General features: G+C 58.6%; 22 protein-coding genes. 17 read left to right on the forward strand and 5 right to left on the reverse strand.

Going from position 1 to position 19,538, the window contains the following annotated elements; all coding sequences use genetic code 11:
- Nucleotides 1-72: 72 nt before the first annotated feature.
- On the forward strand, nucleotides 73-222 hold the full coding sequence (locus HYX42_RS02165; protein ID WP_293399025.1) for a UBP-type zinc finger domain-containing protein: 150 nt from the start codon (nucleotides 73-75) through the stop codon (nucleotides 220-222).
- Between the two features lie 165 nt (nucleotides 223-387).
- On the opposite strand, the gene HYX42_RS02170 is transcribed toward HYX42_RS02165, so the two are convergent.
- From HYX42_RS02170 to HYX42_RS02180, 3 genes are all read right to left on the reverse strand, one after another.
- A complete protein-coding gene (locus tag HYX42_RS02170) occupies nucleotides 388-1,077 on the reverse strand; it encodes a hypothetical protein (RefSeq protein ID WP_293399027.1) in 690 nt (229 codons plus the stop codon).
- Nucleotides 1,078-1,651: 574 nt separating this feature from the next.
- Entirely contained in the window at nucleotides 1,652-3,001 is a 1,350-nt protein-coding gene (locus HYX42_RS02175) for an MATE family efflux transporter (protein ID WP_293400002.1), read from the reverse strand.
- A 170-nt stretch (nucleotides 3,002-3,171) separates the two neighbouring features.
- The gene (locus HYX42_RS02180) at nucleotides 3,172-3,789 is read right to left on the reverse strand and encodes a DUF2239 family protein (protein ID WP_293399029.1); all 618 of its coding nucleotides are present in this window, start codon (nucleotides 3,787-3,789) and stop codon (nucleotides 3,172-3,174) included.
- A gap of 231 nt (nucleotides 3,790-4,020) precedes the next feature.
- Between HYX42_RS02180 and HYX42_RS02185 the strand changes: the two genes are divergently transcribed.
- From HYX42_RS02185 to HYX42_RS02205, 5 genes are all read left to right on the forward strand, one after another.
- Complete coding sequence (locus tag HYX42_RS02185; RefSeq protein ID WP_293399031.1) at nucleotides 4,021-5,190, forward strand: methionine ABC transporter ATP-binding protein; 1,170 nt, start codon at nucleotides 4,021-4,023, stop codon at nucleotides 5,188-5,190.
- A complete protein-coding gene (locus tag HYX42_RS02190) occupies nucleotides 5,180-5,845 on the forward strand; it encodes a methionine ABC transporter permease (protein WP_293399033.1) in 666 nt (221 codons plus the stop codon). Before HYX42_RS02185 ends, HYX42_RS02190 begins: the two co-directional genes overlap by 11 nt.
- A 96-nt stretch (nucleotides 5,846-5,941) precedes the next feature.
- A complete protein-coding gene (locus HYX42_RS02195; RefSeq protein ID WP_293399035.1) occupies nucleotides 5,942-6,736 on the forward strand; it encodes a MetQ/NlpA family ABC transporter substrate-binding protein in 795 nt (264 codons plus the stop codon).
- Between the two features lie 112 nt (nucleotides 6,737-6,848).
- Nucleotides 6,849-7,760, forward strand: a complete 912-nt coding sequence (gene epsC, locus HYX42_RS02200) for a serine O-acetyltransferase EpsC (RefSeq protein ID WP_293399036.1) — start codon at nucleotides 6,849-6,851, stop codon at nucleotides 7,758-7,760.
- 91 nt (nucleotides 7,761-7,851) lie between these two features.
- On the forward strand, nucleotides 7,852-8,400 hold the full coding sequence (locus HYX42_RS02205) for an NAD(P)H-dependent oxidoreductase (protein WP_293399038.1): 549 nt from the start codon (nucleotides 7,852-7,854) through the stop codon (nucleotides 8,398-8,400).
- 85 nt (nucleotides 8,401-8,485) lie between these two features.
- Here the strand turns inward: HYX42_RS02205 and HYX42_RS02210 are convergent, their stop codons facing one another.
- Nucleotides 8,486-9,133, reverse strand: coding sequence for an NAD(P)H-dependent oxidoreductase (locus HYX42_RS02210; RefSeq protein WP_293399040.1), 648 nt, complete (start codon nucleotides 9,131-9,133; stop codon nucleotides 8,486-8,488).
- Nucleotides 9,134-9,289: 156 nt separating this feature from the next.
- On the opposite strand from HYX42_RS02210, the gene HYX42_RS02215 reads away from it, so the two are divergent.
- Nucleotides 9,290-10,195: a LysR family transcriptional regulator gene (locus HYX42_RS02215; protein ID WP_293399041.1), complete on the forward strand. Its 906-nt coding sequence runs from the start codon at nucleotides 9,290-9,292 to the stop codon at nucleotides 10,193-10,195.
- A 164-nt stretch (nucleotides 10,196-10,359) separates the two neighbouring features.
- On the opposite strand, the gene HYX42_RS02220 is transcribed toward HYX42_RS02215, so the two are convergent.
- On the reverse strand, nucleotides 10,360-10,512 hold the full coding sequence (locus HYX42_RS02220; RefSeq protein WP_293399043.1) for a hypothetical protein: 153 nt from the start codon (nucleotides 10,510-10,512) through the stop codon (nucleotides 10,360-10,362).
- A gap of 151 nt (nucleotides 10,513-10,663) precedes the next feature.
- Here HYX42_RS02220 and HYX42_RS02225 point away from each other — a divergent pair, with 151 nt between their 5' ends.
- The 10 genes from HYX42_RS02225 (at nucleotide 10,664) to HYX42_RS02270 (ending at nucleotide 19,534) form a co-directional block, all read left to right on the forward strand.
- A complete protein-coding gene (locus HYX42_RS02225; RefSeq protein ID WP_293399045.1) occupies nucleotides 10,664-11,305 on the forward strand; it encodes a peroxiredoxin in 642 nt (213 codons plus the stop codon).
- A gap of 166 nt (nucleotides 11,306-11,471) precedes the next feature.
- Nucleotides 11,472-12,062: an alpha/beta hydrolase gene (locus HYX42_RS02230; protein WP_293400005.1), complete on the forward strand. Its 591-nt coding sequence runs from the start codon at nucleotides 11,472-11,474 to the stop codon at nucleotides 12,060-12,062.
- Nucleotides 12,059-13,054 carry a sulfate ABC transporter substrate-binding protein gene (locus HYX42_RS02235; RefSeq protein ID WP_293399047.1) on the forward strand — a complete coding sequence of 332 codons (996 nt, stop codon included), beginning with the start codon at nucleotides 12,059-12,061 and terminating at the stop codon, nucleotides 13,052-13,054. The genes HYX42_RS02230 and HYX42_RS02235 overlap by 4 nt, the downstream gene beginning before the upstream one ends.
- A gap of 135 nt (nucleotides 13,055-13,189) precedes the next feature.
- Nucleotides 13,190-14,026 (forward strand): sulfate ABC transporter permease subunit CysT, encoded by an 837-nt coding sequence (cysT, locus tag HYX42_RS02240; protein ID WP_293399048.1) that lies wholly within the window; start codon nucleotides 13,190-13,192, stop codon nucleotides 14,024-14,026.
- A complete protein-coding gene (gene cysW, locus HYX42_RS02245; protein WP_293399050.1) occupies nucleotides 14,023-14,934 on the forward strand; it encodes a sulfate ABC transporter permease subunit CysW in 912 nt (303 codons plus the stop codon). The genes cysT and cysW overlap by 4 nt, the downstream gene beginning before the upstream one ends.
- An 18-nt stretch (nucleotides 14,935-14,952) precedes the next feature.
- Entirely contained in the window at nucleotides 14,953-16,050 is a 1,098-nt protein-coding gene (locus HYX42_RS02250) for a sulfate ABC transporter ATP-binding protein (RefSeq protein WP_293399052.1), read from the forward strand.
- A 167-nt stretch (nucleotides 16,051-16,217) separates the two neighbouring features.
- A complete protein-coding gene (locus HYX42_RS02255; protein ID WP_293399054.1) occupies nucleotides 16,218-16,493 on the forward strand; it encodes a hypothetical protein in 276 nt (91 codons plus the stop codon).
- A gap of 192 nt (nucleotides 16,494-16,685) precedes the next feature.
- On the forward strand, nucleotides 16,686-17,192 hold the full coding sequence (locus HYX42_RS02260) for a disulfide bond formation protein B (protein ID WP_293399056.1): 507 nt from the start codon (nucleotides 16,686-16,688) through the stop codon (nucleotides 17,190-17,192).
- Nucleotides 17,193-17,367: 175 nt separating this feature from the next.
- Entirely contained in the window at nucleotides 17,368-18,147 is a 780-nt protein-coding gene (gene imuA / locus HYX42_RS02265) for a translesion DNA synthesis-associated protein ImuA (RefSeq protein ID WP_293399057.1), read from the forward strand.
- Nucleotides 18,107-19,534: a DNA polymerase Y family protein gene (locus HYX42_RS02270; protein WP_293399059.1), complete on the forward strand. Its 1,428-nt coding sequence runs from the start codon at nucleotides 18,107-18,109 to the stop codon at nucleotides 19,532-19,534. The genes imuA and HYX42_RS02270 overlap by 41 nt, the downstream gene beginning before the upstream one ends.
- Nucleotides 19,535-19,538: the final 4 nt, after the last annotated feature.

The raw sequence follows: 19,538 nt of genomic DNA on the forward strand, positions 1-19,538 counted from the left end.
GGTTGAGGTGTCAGTGGCACATGCCGTATGCGCCGGTTTCGAGGCGGAAGTGGTCCCTGTGCACGACTTTGCGTGCATTGCGTCCACGTCAGTTGCTGCGACGACTCCAAAAACAAACAGGCCACCCAACACCACGCAGCCACCGGCCACGCGGTGATCCGCTCACTTGAGCCGGGTGAAAGCTGGATGTGGTGCTACGAGCACGAGCTGCAGGTGGGTTAGCGCCGCTGCGATAAGTCTTTGTGGGGCTTCGTGAATAAACACGGTATGTCCACTTTCCGTTGGGAGTGCACTACTTGGTTTTATCCAGAAAAACATCCGGTTAACAGACTAATCTCTGGCGACCTCGAGGCGCCACAGAACGCGCAAGTTTAAAAACGTAGCGCACTAAGATTTTGTTAGATCGATTTCAAGTGACTTCCAACGTATTGCAATTTCCTCGCACGCTGCTTGCAAAGCGGTCATCCTGGCCTTCGAGGCCTTTGGAGCAAAGACGACTTGCTTCGTCGGAGTCGAAATAGAAAGGCACCTCTTGTGTTCAACACCGACGCCGTACTGCTCAACCAAATACGCTCTAACTAAAGTCGCTACAAACTCGCACCCCTCTTCAGACAGGGGTTGCTGCTTATTAAAGGAAAATTTCAGTCCTCCACAAACCATCCCAGCTGAATCCAAGATGAGAAATTCCGGTCGCACTGAAACTCGGACGCCGGCTAGCATCATGGGATGTGTATCGCTGCTCTTGGGGGTTGGGACTATCTTGACATCATTCGTGTCGATCAGTTCGATGATGTCTGCGCAAGCTAAAAGTGCATCGGCTGAAAGATTTTTATCCTGCAGTGACCATTTGGTACCACCTTTGGTGTTCCGTAGCTCTAGTGCACGCTCATGAAAGAATGAATCTGACGGTTCCGCAAAATATTCTTCCAGTGCGTGATGAACGTCCCTGTAACGCGCAACAATCATTTCGCCGGGGGGGGCGATCTGGGCCTTTACTATCGCCCGGCGGCGACTTGCGCTTGCGTCCATGTATTCGGCGAGTTTGTTTACAGAAATACGCGGCTGTTTACTTGGCATTTCGGATCCTTTTGAAGCGTTGAACAAAAAGAACCAGACGACGTAGACAGCACAACGTACGCATGACAAAATCACGCTACCAATACTGGTCCAGTCTTAACCGCCTGGCAGGTCGGTCAATCAGTGGAATGGTTGGCCGACCTTTTTTCTTTCTACTTGTCGATACCTGGCTGGTCAATCAACCGAGCAGATTCTAGGACTCCCAAAATATTTGACAAGTCCACAGCTGGATAAAAAGCTAGCTATTTCTGTGGATTTCTGTGGATAACTTGTCAAAGACCACGTAAACAGGAACTTTGGAGGGGTGATAATTTTTACGGTACCAGAGCCGACGTCGAGCTTATCAACAGTTTTTAACACATGCACGCAAGGAGGCTAGTTAAAGAGGTGAGTTTGAAATCTCGTATAACTCTTTGATAACGTTATGGTTTGGTCTCGGACCGTGTTTTGGCTGGCGATCAACCTTTCAACTCGCATTTTCGCTAAATTTAGATGCGAGCGTTTCGCATCTGATAAATTTGTAACAATTTGAAAATTATCAAATTATCCCAATATGCGTTGAGCAAGCGTTGATCTAAACCAGCCGCCGAATAGACTTCTTTTTCCAAACCAGCCGGTAATACGCCGTCTGCAACCCCAGCATGGCAATGAAGGCGGCGGGATAGGCAATCCAGATGCCGTTGATGCCGATGCGGTGGCTCATGAACCACGCCACCGGCACTTCGACCAGCGCGATGCAGAGTATGGAGATCGCTGTCGGCACCAGTACCGAGCCACTGGCGCGCATGATGCCTGACAGCACCGAGGCCATGCCGAAGATGATGCTGCTCCAGAGCATGATGTGCAGCAGCGTCTGGGCCAGGTCGATGACCGGGCCGCTGGTGATGAAAAATCCCATCAGGTGGCGTGAGAACAAATAGCCGAGCACCACCAGCACGCCCGTCAGCGCCAGGTTCATCAGCAGGCCCGTGCGCGCAATGGCGCCCAGCTTGTCAGAGCGGCCGGCACCAATCGCCTGTGCCCCAAGGATGGAAGCAGTGATCGCAATCGAGATCGCCGGGAACTGCACATAAGCCACCACCTGGTTCACCGCACCGTAGGCCGCCGTGGCATTGGAGCCATAGCTGTTGACCATCGAGAGCAGGGCGACTTCGGCCAGCGAGATCACGATCATCTGCACACCCGTCGGCACGCCGACCTTGAGCACGGTTTTCAGTATCGGGAGGTTGATACGCAGCTTCTGCACAAACTCGGCATCGGGTGCCAGCGGGCTTTTGATCTTGCGCAGCCGGAACGCCAGCCAGACCATGGCGACCAGCATGGACAGCACAGACGCCACTGCACCGCTGGCCACGCCGAGCTGCGGCAACCCGCCCCAGCCGCGTATCAGCGCCGGTGTGACCAGAAGGCCGACCACGGTAGAGATCAGCAGTGTGTAGAGCGGGGTAACGGTATCGCCCACACCGCGCAGCATGGCGGTTGAGAGCAGGAACATGAAAAGCCCCGGGCCGGCCAGCATCATGATGCGGGCATAGAGCGTGGCTTCAAGAAGGATGTCGGCGGGCGTGCCCAGTGCCTTGAGCATGGGGCCGGTGAAAGTGCCGCCAAAGATGGCGACCAGCACGCCGAAAGCCACGCCCACGGTCAGCGTGGTGCCGGCCACCGACTTGACCTTGCCGATGTCGCGCGCCCCCCAGGCCTGACCGATCAGCACAGACGCGCCTGCGCCCAGGCCTATGGTGAAGGCGATAAAAAAGAACAGGATGGGGAAGAAGCTTGAGACCGCCGCCAGCGCGCCCACGCCAATCATCTGGCCGACATAAACGTTGTTGAGCGTGCCTGACAGTGACTGCAGGATGTTGCTCAGAAGCATGGGCGCCAGGAAGGCGATGAAGGTTTTCCACAGCGGTATGCCGTCGGACATGGGCGGGCGCCTGTGCGCCGAGGCGGGCGGCGTGGCCAGCGGCGGCACAGGGTCGGCCACGGTTGCCGGCGGCGCTGCAATCTCGCCAGCCACGCGCACATCTTCTTCGCAGACATCGGTTTCCAGTTTGTGGTCGAGTGCGCTGATGTCGGCGCCCAGGGTTTGGTTTTTCATGTTGTTTGTTTCCAGCTGCCGGCGGCTAATTTGCCCAGGTAATTTTTTACGTCTTCAGGCCACGCGGCCACAAGCGACGCAAAGCGCGCCTCGTCGTCGGCGAACAGCGCACGCGTGGCTTCTTCAAAGCCCGGCAGGTCGCCCGCCATTTCGGTCATGAAGCGGTAGGCCGCCTCACGCGAGGCCCGCGCCGCATCGCGGCCTTCGTTGCTGCGGCGGGCATCTTCAACCAGCTTGCGCAGTGCGACCGACGCGCCACCCGGCTGGCTGGCCAGCCACTCCCAATGACGCGGCAGCAGGGTGACCTCACGTGCGACAACGCCCAGTTTGGGTCGGCCTACGGCTCGGGTGGCCGGGCTTGCCTGCGGATCTGAGGCGGGTGCGTTGCTGTCGGTCGCATTGGCTTCGTCGACTGCTGTATCCGGTTCAACGGCTTCCGGCCGCAGGTCGAAGTCCAGCCGTGAGCCCGTAGCGTCATCGAAAACGCGAACAAGGTCCTGGGTTGGCGGCAGTGCCCGCAGCATTTTGAGAACTTCGGCGCGGGGGCCGGCGGTAATGCGCTGGAAACCGGCAAATGCGGTGAGCAGGGTCGGGGAGGGCGTAGATGCGTGCACAGAGGCTCTCGTTAATTCATTAAAACCCAATATTACCCGGGTTAAATTGTCGCGTCAATTAAATCCGGGTAAAAATACAAAATTCCATGTTTTAACTACATAAAAATCTAAACTATCAATTTAATATTCTTTTGGGTTTTAGAAAAATGACTTTACATTCCTTTCCTGTTCAAAAAGAGCTGGTTACTTCCACAAGAAGACACCGGCCACATCAAGGTCTGGCTGGTTCGCATGATTGAGCTCAAGGGTATTTTTCAAACTTACAAGGGGCAGTCCGGCCCGGTCGAGGCCCTCAGGGACGTCGATCTGCACATCAGGCCGGGGGAGGTCTTTGGCATCATCGGCCGAAGCGGCGCCGGCAAAAGCTCGCTGGTGCGGGCCATCAACCTGCTGAACCGCCCGACGGCCGGGCAGGTGATCGTCGGTGGCCGCGACCTGACAACGCTGGACGGCGATACGCTGCGGGTTGCCAGGCGTGACATCGGCATCATCTTCCAGCACTTCAATTTGCTGTCTTCGCGCACGGTGTATGACAACGTGGCCCTGCCGCTGGAAATCGCCGGGCTCAGTGCTGGCGAGATCAAAACCCGCATCACGCCGCTGCTCGACCTGGTCGGTTTGTCTGCGCTCAAGGACCGCTACCCCGCCCAGATCAGTGGCGGGCAAAAGCAGCGTGTGGGCATTGCGCGCGCCCTGGCCAACCGCCCACAGGTGTTACTGTCAGATGAGGCCACCTCTGCGCTTGACCCGGAAACCACACGCTCCATCCTGGCACTGCTCAGGCAGATCAACAAGGAGTTCGGCCTCACCGTGGTGCTGATCACGCACCAGATGCAGGTCATCAAGCAGGTCGCCGACCGTGTGGCCGTGATCGACGCCGGGCGCATTGTCGAAAGCGGGCCGGTAATCGATGTGTTTACCCGTCCGCAGCATGACACCACACGCAGCCTGATTGACGAGATCCTGCCGCAGGACTTGCCCGAGAGCGTGCTGGCGCGCATACGCACCTTGCAGCAGGCTGAAACTGCCGTGCCCGGGCACGAAGGGCGGCTGTTGCGGCTGTCGTTTGCGGGTGATGACTCTGACAAGCCGCTGCTGTCGGATGTGATCCGCAACTTTGGCATTGACCTGTCCATCGTGCATGGCCAGGTCGACGAGATCCAGGGCAAGCCCTTCGGCTCGCTGGCGGTGTTTGCGCGTGGGCACAACGAGCAGCTTGATGCGGCGCTGGTGCATCTGCGCGCGGCGGGTGTTCATGTCGATGAAGTGAATGATTTGTCAGCCAAAGTCCTGGTGGGAGCAGTGCGCAGCGCCGGGCCGCCCCAAGCAAGCACAGCCCCCTCGGGGGGCAGCGCATTACACGAAGTGAAAAGCGTGGGGGCTATTAGTCATGTTCGGTAATTTTTCAGAAGCCCTGCTGGCGCTGTTTGCGACCTCGCTCTGGGAAACCATCGTCATGGTCGGCATCTCCGGTTTTGTAGGCGCGCTGCTGGGCATTCCACTCGGGGTGTACCTGCGGCTCAGCGACGAAGGTGGCGTGCTGCAAAACCGTGTGGCCAATACCGCTGTGGGCGGCATCGTGAATGCCGTGCGCTCTACGCCCTTCATCATTTTGCTGGTGGCCATCATCCCGATGACACGTTTCATCACGGGTTCGTCGATAGGTACTGCCGCCGCCGTGGTGCCGCTGACGATTGCTGCCGCGCCCTTTGTGGCCCGGCTGGTCGAGGCATCGCTGCGTGAGGTCGACCACGGCCTGATTGAAGCGGCGCTGGCCATGGGCGCGACCACGCGGCAGATCGTATTCAAGGTTCTGCTGCCCGAAGCCTTGCCCGGCATCATCGCGGGCCTGACCATCACGTTTGTCAGCCTGACCGGCTATTCGGCCATGGCAGGCGCCATTGGCGGCGGCGGGCTCGGTGACCTGGGCATCCGTTACGGCTACCAGCGCTTTTTGCCAGAGATCATGCTGGCCGTGGTGCTGGTGCTCATCCTCTTCGTGCAAGCCGTACAAAGCCTGGGCGACTGGGCTGTAAGAAAGCTGAGCCACAAATGAAAGCCCTCATGCACCTGCCCCATCACCGATGTTGATGCAGCGCCTTCAACCCTCAAACATATTTCGAATCAACTTACCCATCCAGAGAAAGTCATCATGAACAAACGCACCCTTATCCAGTCCGCCGCCGCGCTCGCGCTCTCCATCGCCTTCACCGGCGCAGCCCTGGCGCAGGACAAACCGCTCAAGATTGGCGTCACCGCCGGTCCGCACGCGCAGATTTTTGAGCAGGTCAAAAAGATTGCCGAGAAAGACGGCCTGAAGATCCAGATCGTCGAGTTCACCGACTACGTGCAGCCCAACGCAGCGCTCGCCGCCGGCGACCTTGATGCCAACAGCTACCAGCACAAGCCTTACCTCGACCAGCAGGTCAAAGACCGCGGCTACAAGATCACGAATGTGGGCTACACCGTCAACTTCCCGATCGGGCTGTACTCGAAAAAGGTCAAAAGCCTGGCCGAACTGAAAGAGGGCGCACGTTTCGGCATCCCGAATGACCCGACCAACGGCGGCCGTGTGCTGCTGGTGCTGCAGGACAAGGGCCTGATCAAACTCAAGCCGGAAGCCGGCCTCAAAGCCACGCCGCTGGACGTGATCGACAACCCGAAGAAGATCAAATTCGTTGAGCTCGATGCCGCCCAACTGCCACGTTCGCTCGACGACCTGGATGCCTCGGCCGTCAACACCAACTTTGCGCTGTCTGCCGGCCTGAACCCGAAAGACGCGATTGCCCAGGAAGCTGCCAAATCGCCATACGTCAACCTGTTGGCCGTGCGCGAGCAGGATAAGACCAAGCCGTGGGTAGCCAAGCTGGTCAAGGCCTACCAGTCTGAAGAAGTCCGCAAATTCATACAGACCGAATTCAAGGGTGCAGTGCTGGCCGGGTTCTGAGCCTTTCCGCCACTTCCTTGAAAAAGCCTGCCTTACGCAGGCTTTTCTTTTGGGTTGTAATCGCAGGCTGTACTTCTGAATGCACCCCACTGACGAATAGCAAGGACTGGTGATGGCCGTTTTTGATACCCGCGAGATTGTTTCCGCCCTGAATGGCCTGCGGGCCGACTGGCGAGAATCGCAAAAGCGATCCCTGGAGCCGGGCGGCCGCGAGTTCCCCTCACGCGACGCGCTGGCCGCCATCGTCGAGCAGCTCAAGGGCGCGCTCTTTCCCATGCGGCTGGGCCCTACAGACTTGCGCCACGAGAGCGAAGATTTCTACGTCGGCTACACGCTGGACTCAGCCCTTCATGCGCTGCTGGTGCAGATGCGGCTGGAACTGGCCTACAGCGCACGCCAGCAGTCGCGCACGGAAGCAGACATAGAAGCCGACGCGGTGAAGGCTGCGCGCAGTTTTGCGGCGGCGCTGCCCGGTATTCGCAGCCTGCTCGACAAGGACGTGCTGGCCGCCTACAACGGTGACCCTGCGGCGCGAAGTGTTGATGAAGTGCTGCTCTGCTACCCGGGCGTGCTGGCGCTGATCCACCACCGGCTGGCACACCAGCTGTACGGCTTGGGCCTGCCGCTGCTGGCGCGCATTGTGGCCGAGCTGGCGCACAGCCAGACGGGCATAGACATTCACCCCGGCGCGCAGATCGGCGAAGGTTTTTTCATGGACCACGGCACAGGCGTGGTGATAGGCGAGACCGCAGTGATCGGCAAACGCGTTAGGCTCTACCAGGCCGTGACGCTGGGCGCCAAACGCTTCCCGACCGACCAGGAAGGCAACCTGCAAAAAGGTTTGCCGCGCCACCCGGTGGTTGAAGACGATGTGGTCATCTACGCCGGCGCAACCGTGCTGGGCCGCGTGACCCTGGGCAAAGGCGCGACCATAGGCGGCAATGTCTGGGTGACGCATGATGTGCCGGCCGGCGGCAATGTGACCCAAGCCATATCTCGCGAAGCCACCGGACGCGGAAACTAGGATTTGCGCTCAGCACGATTGCGCTTGCTGTTGCAAAATGCCCCGTCGGGCTTTCACGGCCTGTCTTCCCTTCAACTTTCAGGAGCACCCATTGGCCCAGATCAAGATCGCCGTTGTCGTCGGCAGCATTCGCAAGGACTCGTTCAACAAGAAGCTGGCCGTGGCACTTGCCAAACTGGCACCGTCAGATGTGCTGCTGGAACAGGTACGTATTGACGACCTGCCGCAATACAACCAGGATGATGATGGCGCCCCGACGGCAGAGATCACCCGCCTGCGCAACCATATTTCATCTGCCCAGGGCGTGATTTTTTTGACGCCTGAATACAACCGCTCGATTCCCGGCGTCCTGAAAAACGCCATCGACCACGCTTCTCGCCCCTGGGGTAAGAGCGTGTGGAAGGGCAAGCCTGCTGCCGTTGCCGGCATCACCGTCAGCCCCATGGGCACGTCCATGGCACAGCAACACCTGCGCAACATCCTGTCTTACCTCGACATGCCGACGCTGGGCCAGCCTGAGATCTTTTTGACGGTGAAGGAAGGCTTCTTCAATGAGGACGGCAGCGTCAACGAAGGCAGCCAGAAGTTCTTGCAGGGCTTTATGGACACCTACGTGGCATGGGTCAGGAAGCACATCTGAACGCCATCTGAATTTCCTTCAGGTCTACGCATGACCAAAGAAAAAGCCCGCATCAGCGGGCTTTTTTGATGAAGGCGTGAAGTCCTCAGGCAGCGAGTGCGGCCTTGGCTTCGTTGGCAGCAGCCTGCTGGGCCTTGATGTCGGCTTGTGCAGAAGCAATCGCGGCCGCCTTGGCAGCGTCACCCATGGCCAGGCCTTCAGCGCGCACGATGCGCACATCGGTGATGCCAAGGAAACCGAACACGGTCTTCAGGAAGCTCTCCTGGTGTTCCATCGCATTGCCGGCATCGCTGGTTGAATAAGCGCCGCCGCGGGTGGACGCCACGATGACGGTCTTGCCGGTAGCCAGGCCGACCGGGCCTTTTTCGGTGTATTTGAAGGTGCGGTTGACCTGCGCCACGCGGTCGATCCAGGCCTTGAGCTGGGTCGGGATGGTGAAGTTGTACATCGGTGCGCCGACCACGATCACGTCGGATGCCAGCAACTGGGTGACCAGCGCTTCGGACACGGCGTTTTCGCGCTTTTGTGCATCGCTCAGCACGGCGTCGGCAGGCAGGCGAAAGCCCAGGGATTCGGCGGACAGATGGGTGGGCGTGTTGACGGCCAGGTCAAGGTAGCTGACTTCGGTACCGGGATGTGCGGCACCCCAGGAAGCGACGATTTGTGCGGTCAGCTGGCGCGACACGGAGTTGCTGCCAAGAATGCTGGAGTCAATGTGGAGAAGCTTGCTCATGATGATGTCCTGTTCGAAAAGCGGGTTGATAAAAAGGGTTGGCTGTATTTTTTAGCCATGGATAGATTGTGCTGGTAGATTGATTTACTGATAAGTTGGCAAAATTGCGATAGATTGTCCTGCCAGTGAGACAATGAATGATGAAAAGGGGGCACCATGGAAGACCTGAATGACATGCTGTATTTCGCCGAGGTGGTGGAGCGGGGTGGTTTTGCCGCGGCCGGGCGTTCACTGGGCCTGCCAAAATCCCGGCTGTCGCGCCGGGTAGCCGAGCTGGAAGGGCGTCTTGGCGTACGTTTGCTGCAACGCACCACCCGAAAGCTGTCGGTCACGGCTGTCGGCGAGATTTACCTCAGGCATTGCGCCACCATGCGTGACGAGGCCCTCGCCGCCGCTGAAGCTGTGGCGCACATGCAGGTCGAGCCGCGCGGCACGCTACGGGTGACCTGCCCTGTGACGCTGGCCCAGAGCACTCTGGGCTACCTTGTCCCCAGCTACCTCGCCCAGTACCCGCACGTGAAACTGGACATGCGGGTCACCAACCGCGTGGTTGACCTGATAGAAGAGGGTGTGGACATTGCGCTGCGGGTGCGGCCCACGCTCGACGACAGCGGCAGCCTGGTCATCAAGCAGCTGGGGGCGTCCAGCGCCTTGCTGCTGGCCAGCCCTTCGCTGCTGCACAGGCAGGGTACGCCGACCAGACCTGAAGACCTGGCAAAGCTGGACACCGTCGCCATGTCTGCGACGGACGGACGCAGCACCTGGGAGCTTGTCGACCCGGCTGGCCAGACTTATGAGTTTCAGCATCAGCCGAGGTATATCGCAGACGACCTGCAAACCCTCAAGCTCGCGGTGCTGGCCGGCACCGGCATCAGCTTTCTGCCAGAAATGCTGAGCAGGGCGGAATTGCAGGCACAGTTACTGGTGCCGGTATTGCCCGGCTGGACCATGAGGTCGGGCATGGTGCACGCCGTATTCCCGTCGCGGCGGGGGCAGGTGCCGGCCGTGCGCAGTTTTCTCGACTTTATGGGTGAACATATGTTGGGTGACCAGTTGCGATAACAGGCTGCCGACAGTCGGCACTCGTGTCTGCAACCTGACTGGGTAGATCATCTCAATCAAAATTTGCTGTATACGTTAAAAAATTGATGTATACATTAAAAATATGTAAAAAGTTAACTCTCATATTAACTTTTGGGTGGTTTTCGCTGTTTCAGGGCTCCAACTCACGCCAGAAACGCCTGGAAATGGCCGTTTTCAGGCACTAAAACAGCTGCAGGCCAATAAATACATGCGTGAGCAGCTACCAAAGTAATAGCAAATAATGCATCACTGGATGTTTTGGCGGTGCTGGCGTTTTCAGGCTGGCGATTCTTCATCAGATGTTTAGGCCATGATTTACTGAGTCGTTATGTGCTTATGCGGATAAATTAAGAGCTATATATTCTTTTGAGTTTGAACGCTTGCTCCCCACAATGACTGTCTCGGCGCCTTCACATCGACTCGGCGCCCCCTCATTCAGGAGCAAACATGGCAACCCTCAGGCTTGGCGATACCGCCCCAGACTTCACGCAGGACTCCACTGAAGGCAGGATTTCCTTCCACCAATGGGCGGGTGATTCATGGGTGGTGCTGTTTTCCCACCCGGCTGACTTCACCCCTGTCTGCACGACCGAACTCGGTAAAACCGCCGCACTGAGCGGTGAATTCGCCAAACGGCATGTCAAGCCCATCGCCGTCAGCGTGGACCCGCTGGACAAGCATGGCGGCTGGGTCAAGGACATCAACGAAACCCAGAACACCACCGTGAACTTCCCCATCCTGGCGGATGCCGACAAGACGGTGGCCAACCTGTACGACATGATTCACCCCAACGCCTCGACCACTGCGACTGTGCGCAGCGTCTTCATCATTGACCCGAAAAAGGTCATTCGCACGACCTTCACTTACCCGGCCAGCACGGGGCGCAACTTCGACGAAATCCTGCGTGTCATCGATTCGCTGCAGCTGACCGACAGCCACAAGGTCGCCACACCGGCCAACTGGAAAGACGGCGATGACGTGGTCATCGTGCCCAGCATCCAGGACCCGGCTGAACTGGCAGAGCGCTTTCCGAAAGGTTTTAAAGCCGTCAGGCCTTACCTGCGCATCACGCCTCAGCCCAACAAGTAAATATGGCCCCCACGCTTGTCGCTTCGCGTAATACGCTGCCCCCCGAGGGGGCCGCTGCGTCTGCAGCCCGGCAAAGCCGGTTCCGCGGCCCCGGCCTGCAAATTCCTGCAGCTGCGTTTTTGCCCGTGGTTCGCAAGTTGCACGCGTCCTCCATCCGCTAAGGATCATCACTTTGCGTTTCATCATCGTCCCCGGCTGGCGCGATTCCGGTCCCGGCCACTGGCAAAGCCTGTGGGCCGAGCGGCTCGACGGTGCCGTGCGCGTCCAGCAGGACGACTGGGTTGCGCCTGCGCGTGACGCCTGGGTGGCGTCGATTGCCAAAACCATCTTGCAGCAGGACGAACCTGTGGTCGTGATTGCCCACAGCCTCGGCTGCATTGCCACCACCCATCTGCCCAAAGAGGCCACTGACCGCATCAGCGGCGCATTGCTGGTGGCGCCGGCTGACCCTGAGCGGCGCGCGGTTCTCAGCGACTTTGCTCCCGTGCCTTACCAGCAACTGCCTTACCGCAGCATTCTGGTGGCCAGCAGCAACGACCCGTTTTGTCCGGTGCGCCTGGCAGGGGCCTATGCAAGGGCCTGGGGCAGCGAGTTTGTGCGCATGCAAAATGCGGGGCATATCAACATCGAGTCCGGGCACGGCGAATGGCCGCTGGGCGTTGCGCTTCTGCAGTCGCTGGCCGGTGACGTCTCTTTCTCGGCCAGCACGGTTCATTTTTCATCTTCATCATCCTTCGGAAATCTGGAAACAGCATGACTTCACAAAAACTGAAAATCGCTCTTGCCACGCTGGCCTTCGCTGCCAGCGGCATTGCCTCTGCACAAACCCTGCTCAATGGCTCATACGACGTGGCACGCGAGTTCTACAAGGACTACAACGCGGCTTTCATCGCGCATTACAAAAAGACCACGGGCAAGGACATCAAGGTTGATCAATCCCACGGCGGCTCCAGCGCCATTGCGCGCTCTGTGGCTGATGGCCTGGATGCTGACGTAGTGACCATGAACACAACAACCGATGTTGATTTCCTCGCTGGTGCCGGCCTGGTGGCAAAGGATTGGGCCAAAAAATTCCCCGGCAATGCATCGCCTACCACCTCGACCATGCTCTTCCTGGTGCGCAACGGCAACCCCAAGGGCATCAAGGACTGGGATGACCTGATCAAGCCCGGCATCCAGGTGGTGGTCGTCAACCCCAAGACTGGTGGCAACGGCCGTTATGCCTACCTCGCGGCCTGGGGTTATGCGAAGAAGAAGGGCGCCACAGACGTGCAGGCTGCAGAGTTCGTCAGCAAGCTCTACAAAAATGTGCCGGTACTGGGCAAGGGCGGCCGTGATGCCACCACCGTCTTCCTGCAGCGCAATATCGGTGACGTGCTGATCACGTTTGAATCGGAAGTGCTGTCGGTCAACAAGGAGTTTGGCGAAGGCAAGGTCGATGCGATCTACCCGTCCATCAGCATCGTGGCCGAGAACCCCGTCGCCGTTGTCGAGCGTACCGTCAACAAAAAAGGCACGGCTGAACTTGCCAAGGCTTACCTAGACTACCTGTATTCAGACGAAGGTCAGGAAATTGCTGCACGCCACGCACTGCGCCCACGTTCGCCTGCCGTCCTGAAGAAATACGCCACGACCTTCAAGCCGCTGCAGCTCTTCACGGTGCAGGAAGTGTTCGGTTCGCTGGGTGAGGCGCAAAAAGTCCATTTCAATGATGGCGGCCAGTTCGACAAGATCTACACAGTCAAGTAACCGGACCCCCACGCTTTTCACTTCGTGTAATGCGCTGCCCCCCGAGGGGGCTAATTTTCCTTGGGGCGGCCCGTCGGAAAATTCATGTCATCTCCGTTAACGGATGTATGACTGGCAGTGCCAAGGCTATAAAAATTGTTTAAAAAATCATCTAAACGGGTACTGCCCGGTTTCAGGCTTACGCTCGGCTACACGGTCCTGTACCTGAGCCTGATTGTGCTGATTCCGATTTCTGCGCTGTTCTTCAAGACCTTCACGCTCACGCTTGACCAGTTCTGGTCAGCGGTGACGTCACCCCGTGTCATGGCGTCGTATCGCCTGACTTTCGGGGCTTCATTTTTTGCGGCGCTGGTTAACCTGGTGTTTGGACTGTTGCTGGCCTGGGTGCTGGTGCGCTACAAATTTCCGGGCAAAAAGATTGTTGATGCACTCGTTGATTTGCCCTTTGCATTGCCAACCGCAGTCGCCGGCATTTCGCTGACCGCGATTCTGGCGGGCAACGGCTGGATAGGCCAGTACCTGGAGCCCATGGGCATCAAGCTGGCCTTCACGCCGGCCGGTGTTGTCATCGCGCTGATTTTTATCGGCCTGCCTTTTGTCGTGCGAACCGTTCAGCCGGTACTTGAAGACGCTGAAAAAGAGCTTGAGGAAGCCGCCACATCGCTCGGTGCGAACCGCCTTCAGATTTTTACCAAAGTGATACTGCCGCACATCATGCCGGCATTGCTCACAGGTTTTGCAATGGCCTTTGCCCGTGCGATCGGTGAGTACGGCTCTGTCATTTTTATCGCCGGCAACATGCCCATGATTTCTGAAATCACACCGCTGATCATCATCGGCAAGCTTGAGCAGTACGACTATGCGGGTGCGACTGCTGTCGCTGTGGTGATGCTGGTGGTGTCGTTTCTGCTGCTGCTTGTGATTAACGGTCTGCAGGCCTGGCAACGTCGTCATACCGGAGCACCAGCATGAGTGGTTTGAATTCCAATAGGCGCGAGACGATCAGCACGACAGAAGCCCCATGGGTTCGTTACACGCTGACAGGCATAGCGCTTGTATTTGTGGTGCTATTCCTTATCCTGCCGCTGGCCGCCGTTTTCACCGAAGCCCTGCGCAAGGGTTTCGGTGCCTATCTTGAAGCCCTGAAAGAACCCGATGCATGGGCTGCCATCAAACTGACCCTGATTGCTGCGGCCATTTCAGTGCCCATGAACCTGGTGTTTGGTGTGGCGGCTGCATGGGCCATTGCGAAATACGAGTTTCGGGGCAAGTCTGTTCTGACGACCCTGGTAGACCTGCCGTTTTCGATCTCACCTGTGGTGGCTGGCCTGATTTATGTATTGATCTTCGGTGCACAGGGCTGGTTCGGCCCCTGGCTGCTGGCACATGACATCAAGATCATTTTTGCCGTGCCCGGTATCGTGCTCGCGACAGTGTTTGTGACCTTTCCCTTCATTGCGCGCGAGCTGATTCCCTTGATGCAGGCGCAGGGCAATGACGAGGAGCAGGCCGCCATTGTGCTGGGCGCCACCGGCTGGCAAACCTTCTGGCACGTGACCCTGCCCAACATCAAGTGGGGGCTGATTTACGGCGTGATCCTGTGTAACGCACGGGCCATGGGTGAGTTCGGCGCGGTGTCGGTCGTGTCCGGCCATATCCGCGGGCAGACCAACACATTGCCGCTGCATGTAGAGATTCTGTACAACGAATACCAGTCTGTCGCAGCCTTTGCCGTGGCCTCTTTGCTGGCAATCCTGGCGCTGGTCACACTGGTCATCAAGTCAATCGCCGAATGGCGCCACGAGCAGGACATGAAAGCCGCAGCAGACCTGCCACCCGAGCAGCCTCGCGCCATCGCACCTGCTGCCGCAGCCAGCTAAAGAGAATCAGGAAACACCATGAGCATAGAAATACGCAACGTCAGCAAACATTTCGGCAACTTCCAGGCGCTGGGCGACGTCAGCCTCGATATTCATTCCGGCGAACTGGTTGCGCTGCTCGGCCCCTCGGGCTGCGGCAAGACCACCTTGCTGCGCATCATTGCCGGGCTCGAAACGGCTGACCAGGGCAGCATTCTTTTCAGCGGCGAAGACACCACCGACGTGCACGTGCGCGAGCGCCAGGTCGGTTTCGTGTTCCAGCACTACGCGCTCTTCCGCCACATGACGGTGTTTGAAAACGTCGCCTTTGGCCTGCGCATGAAACCGCGCAACCAGCGGCCCAGCGAAGCGCAGATCAGGGAGAAAGTGCATTCGCTGCTGAACCTTGTGCAGCTCGACTGGCTGGCCGACCGCTTCCCCTCGCAGCTCTCGGGCGGCCAGCGCCAGCGGATTGCCCTGGCCAGGGCCCTGGCGGTTGAACCCAAGGTGCTGCTGCTCGACGAACCCTTCGGCGCGCTCGATGCCAAGGTGCGCAAGGAGTTGCGCCGCTGGCTGCGCCGCCTGCATGAAGACCTCAACGTCACCAGCATTTTTGTCACGCACGACCAGGAAGAAGCACTTGAAGTGGCCGACCGTGTGGTGCTGATGAACCAGGGCAAGGTCGAGCAGATTGGTTCACCGCAGCAGGTCTGGGATCATCCGGCCAGCCCGTTTGTCTATGGCTTTCTCGGTGATGTGAACCTGTTTCATGGCCGTGCCCATGAAGGTGAAGTGCAACTGGAAGGCATACGCATCGACTCACCCGAACATGCAGGTGCCAAAGATGCCAAAGCCTTTGCCTACGTTCGCCCGCACGATTTTGATGTGCAGCGTTACTCACCAGGCGCAGAAGGTATTGCCGCGCAACTCGTGCGCGCAATCGTCATTGGCCCGACGGCCAGGCTGGAACTGATTCCAGAAGAGCAGAAGCAGACCTCCAAAGGGTCTGACGAGGGCCTCATCGAGGTGCAGATATCCTCGCAGCAATACAAGGACATGGGCCTGCGTGAAGGCGACATGCTGGTTCTCACCCCTAAAAATGTGCGTGTGTTTGTGGAAGAGGGCGCGGGTATTTAAAGAGCCCGCCCACCCGCTTCGGATTTGCCGCACAGAAGAGGTCGTCCATGCCCTACAAGACGCCCTGAAGGTTCATAGTGAAATATTTGAAGAGGCCCGGGACGCGTTGCCCCAAGCAACTCTCCAGGGCTCCTCTGTACAACATTCACTTTTGAGAGGGCATTCCCATGTACAAACACACCACCATCGCTATCGCATTTGTTTCGCTCGGTATTCTTGGACTTACAGCTTGCGACGTCAAAAAAACCCAGGAGGGTGACGTGACCTTGCCCAAGGTCGAAATCAATAAAACACAGGAAGGCAATGTCACGCTTCCCAAGTACGATGTGACCACCCCTGATGTCAAAGTGACCACCACCGAGAAAACGGTGACGGTGCCGACGATCAAGTCGGAAGAAAAAACGATTGAAGTGCCCAAGGTAACAGTCACGCCGGCAAAGTAAGCGGCATCCCGCTGGAAGCGCCCTCTTCATGAGGGCGTTTTCATTCATATGTGGCGTGTCCGGTTTTGTTCATTGCAAGGCCGGTTGCGCGACTCTTTCGGACATTACGTTTGCCTTCTGCGGGAACTAATCTCCAACACTGCTCACGAACTCCCAGACAATCCATAAAATGCTCGATAAAGAGGGATTCTGATGTTCTTGAAGTATTTCGATGCCATGCCGCGCCGCGTGCTGGCGCTGACCGCAGTTGTATGTGTGGCGATGCTGGCTTTTGGCCTTTACCTGCAGCATGTGGTGGGCCTTGAGCCTTGCCCCATGTGCATCGTTCAGCGTTACGCGCTGGTGCTGGTGGCTGTTTTTGCGGGCCTGACGGCCATCGGCAAAAGCCGCGGTGTGTTGATCGGCGGTTCTGCGCTGACACTCGTCATTGCCGGCTTTGGCGCTTTTGTTGCTGCACGACAAAGTTTTTTGCAGTGGTACCCGCCCGAAATAGCATCATGCGGCCGGGACTTCTACGGAATGATCGAAACTTTCCCGCTCAAGCGCGCCATTCCCATGATTTTCAAGGGCAGCGGTGACTGCACCAGGATTGACTGGACCTTCCTGGGTGGCTCGATTGCCAACTGGTCCTTTGTCTGTTTTGTGGTCATCGCGCTGGTGATGCTGGCGCTGATAGTGCGCCAGGCCTCAAGGCGCTGAGCTTCCGCCCGCAAGGGCATATCCCGTCGCCCGGGCCCGTCCGGAACATATGACGCACCCATCGGGCTGAAGCATTCTGTTTGCCAAATTTCAGGCAAGCCATATACTGTACATAAATACAGTATTTGTGTGGTCCTGAACTTTGTCCATTTTTTCATCCCAACCCCTGGACTGTGTGCTGTCCGATCCCGCCCATGCCGGTGTATGGCGCGCTGGAGAACTGGGCAGCGCCAGTGTCGTGACGGTGTGTACCGGCTATGCGGCACTGAACCGCGTGCTGTCGGGTGAGGGTTGGCCTCAAGGGGCGCTGATTGAGGTTTTACAGCCGCAGGCAGGCCAGCATGAGTGGGGTTTGATTGCGCCTGCGCTGGCTGCCTTGCAGCTTCAGGAGGCCGCGAAACTGCTTGTACTGGTTGGCGCACCTTACCTGCCTTTTGCGCCTGCACTGGGTGCGCGGCAAATCCACATGCAGCGCATGTTGTCCATCCATGCCCCAGCCGGCCAGGCGCCTTCACTGCTCTGGGCTACGCGTGAGGCATTGCAGTGCGCCGATGTGGCCGCTGTACTGGCCTGGCTGCCTGATGCACGCAGCGCGCACCTGCGCCGCCTGCAGATTGCAGCACATGCGCACAACAAGCTGCTCTTTGTCTTCAGGCCGCTGCGTGCACAAACCGAGTCCTCACCGGCACCGCTGCGCCTTCTGCTGGAGGGCGCCGTCGATGATGGTGGCAACCTGCTGGTTCATGTGCTCAAGCGCCGTGGCCCGCCCCTGGCTGCGCCTGTGCTGTTGGACACACGCCCGGCGCGGCTGTCCGGGCTGATCGCTGCGAGTCGTGAAAGGCTGCGCCTCAAGCGTGAGGAAACCTCCCCCACGCTGCCTTCTTTTGTCTCTGCTTCACCGTCGATTGCCGTTCATGCGTTGCTGGATCGCATTGCACACCTCGATCATCACTGAGGCTGCGCAGCCGGTGATGGACGAAACCACTGCACAGAAGGCGGTGGCCAGCATCGCGCTGGGTTTCACGCCCCGGGTGGCGCTGGTGGATGAGTCCGTGCTTATGGATGTGACCGGCAGCCTGCGCCTGTTCGGTGGGCTTGCGTGCCTGATGCAGCTGCTTGAGCGGCAATTGAAGGTTTTTTTTGAATCAAACCGGCTTGATGCACTGACCGTGCGGACGCAAGGCGCGACATCGCTGATTGCGCTGGGCCGTTTGCGGGTGCTGCAGGAGCAGGGTGCCCGGCCTGACGCCGCCAGAAAACGGGTGGCTGATCTGCCCATGCACACGCTGACAGCCGCGCGTGCGCACCTGGGCGTGCTGGAGCGTATTGGTTGCCGTACCTGGGACGACCTGCTTCGCCTGCCGCGCGACGGCATGGCGCGGCGTTTTGACGCTGCACTGCTGGAGGCTCTTGACCGGGCACGGGGCGCTGTAGCTGATGACTACGCATGGCTGGTGTTGCCTGAACACTTTGAAGAAAAGCTGGAGCTTGATGCGCTGGTCGAACACGCGCCTGCGCTGATGGCTGGCATCGAACGTTTGCTGGTCAAGCTGCAGGCCTGGCTGCTGGGCCGGCAGAGCGGGCTGTGCGCACTGAAAGTCACCTGGCATCTGGACAAACGGCGCGATGTTGCGCCCACGGGTGAACTTGACATCCGCACCGCCAACCCGGCGCAGGACCTGCGCCACATGACGCGGCTGGTCTCAGAGCATCTGGCGCAACAAACGCTGCCTGCGCCCGTGCACTCGGTGAGCCTGCAGTCGCTGATCACCGAGTCGCTGGCTGATGCAGCTGCAGCTACCGGCAGCCTGCTGATGGAGGCGCGCAAGCATGGCGATGGTGCGCTTGAGCTGGTCGAGCGTTTGAGTGCGCGTCTGGGCGATGACAACGTGCTGGCCTGGCAAGCATGCGCAGACCACAGGCCGGAAGAGATGCAGCGCTGGATTCATGCGCGGGATGCCATCAGGTCAATGACGCTTCCCGCACGCCTGGCAGGCAGCAGAAAACGGGGGCGTGATGAAAAAAATCCTGAAGCTTCTGCGGCCGGTACAAGAACTGATGCGTTGTATCCCGCCTGGCTGCTCAGGCAGCCACTCAGGCTGAAGTCCGCCGGTGAAAGCCCGGTGTACCAGGGGGCATTGAGGCAACTCGCAGGCCCGCAGCGGCTGGAGGCCCCCTTGTGGTTGCGCTCAGGTGGCGAAACAAGGCCGCGCGTACTGCGTGACTATTTCATCTACCGCAGCGAGCAGGGCAGCCTGTTGTGGATTTTTCGCGAGCGTCTGGGGCGGCCTTCCGACACGCTGCGGCAGCACGCCTGGTACCTGCACGGCTTTTTTGCCTGAATAC

The sequence above is a fragment of the Polaromonas sp. genome (assembly GCF_016185115.1).
Lineage (GTDB): Bacteria > Pseudomonadota > Gammaproteobacteria > Burkholderiales > Burkholderiaceae_C > Polaromonas.

Excerpts from the sequence above, each read along its gene's own strand:
- HYX42_RS02195 (WP_293399035.1), top strand. The coding sequence starts at position 5,942 with ATGAACAAACGCACCCTTATCCAGTCCGCCGCCGCGCTCGCGCTCTCC.
- HYX42_RS02260 (WP_293399056.1), top strand. The coding sequence starts at position 16,686 with ATGTTCTTGAAGTATTTCGATGCCATGCCGCGCCGCGTGCTGGCGCTG.
- HYX42_RS02190 (WP_293399033.1), top strand. The coding sequence starts at position 5,180 with ATGTTCGGTAATTTTTCAGAAGCCCTGCTGGCGCTGTTTGCGACCTCG.
- HYX42_RS02175 (WP_293400002.1), bottom strand. The coding sequence starts at position 3,001 with ATGTCCGACGGCATACCGCTGTGGAAAACCTTCATCGCCTTCCTGGCG.
- HYX42_RS02215 (WP_293399041.1), top strand. The coding sequence starts at position 9,290 with ATGGAAGACCTGAATGACATGCTGTATTTCGCCGAGGTGGTGGAGCGG.
- HYX42_RS02220 (WP_293399043.1), bottom strand. The coding sequence starts at position 10,512 with ATGAAGAATCGCCAGCCTGAAAACGCCAGCACCGCCAAAACATCCAGT.
- HYX42_RS02225 (WP_293399045.1), top strand. The coding sequence starts at position 10,664 with ATGGCAACCCTCAGGCTTGGCGATACCGCCCCAGACTTCACGCAGGAC.
- cysW (WP_293399050.1), top strand. The coding sequence starts at position 14,023 with ATGAGTGGTTTGAATTCCAATAGGCGCGAGACGATCAGCACGACAGAA.
- HYX42_RS02250 (WP_293399052.1), top strand. The coding sequence starts at position 14,953 with ATGAGCATAGAAATACGCAACGTCAGCAAACATTTCGGCAACTTCCAG.
- HYX42_RS02270 (WP_293399059.1), top strand. The coding sequence starts at position 18,107 with ATGCGTTGCTGGATCGCATTGCACACCTCGATCATCACTGAGGCTGCG.
- HYX42_RS02170 (WP_293399027.1), bottom strand. The coding sequence starts at position 1,077 with ATGCCAAGTAAACAGCCGCGTATTTCTGTAAACAAACTCGCCGAATAC.
- HYX42_RS02210 (WP_293399040.1), bottom strand. The coding sequence starts at position 9,133 with ATGAGCAAGCTTCTCCACATTGACTCCAGCATTCTTGGCAGCAACTCC.
- epsC (WP_293399036.1), top strand. The coding sequence starts at position 6,849 with ATGGCCGTTTTTGATACCCGCGAGATTGTTTCCGCCCTGAATGGCCTG.
- HYX42_RS02185 (WP_293399031.1), top strand. The coding sequence starts at position 4,021 with ATGATTGAGCTCAAGGGTATTTTTCAAACTTACAAGGGGCAGTCCGGC.
- HYX42_RS02235 (WP_293399047.1), top strand. The coding sequence starts at position 12,059 with ATGACTTCACAAAAACTGAAAATCGCTCTTGCCACGCTGGCCTTCGCT.
- HYX42_RS02255 (WP_293399054.1), top strand. The coding sequence starts at position 16,218 with ATGTACAAACACACCACCATCGCTATCGCATTTGTTTCGCTCGGTATT.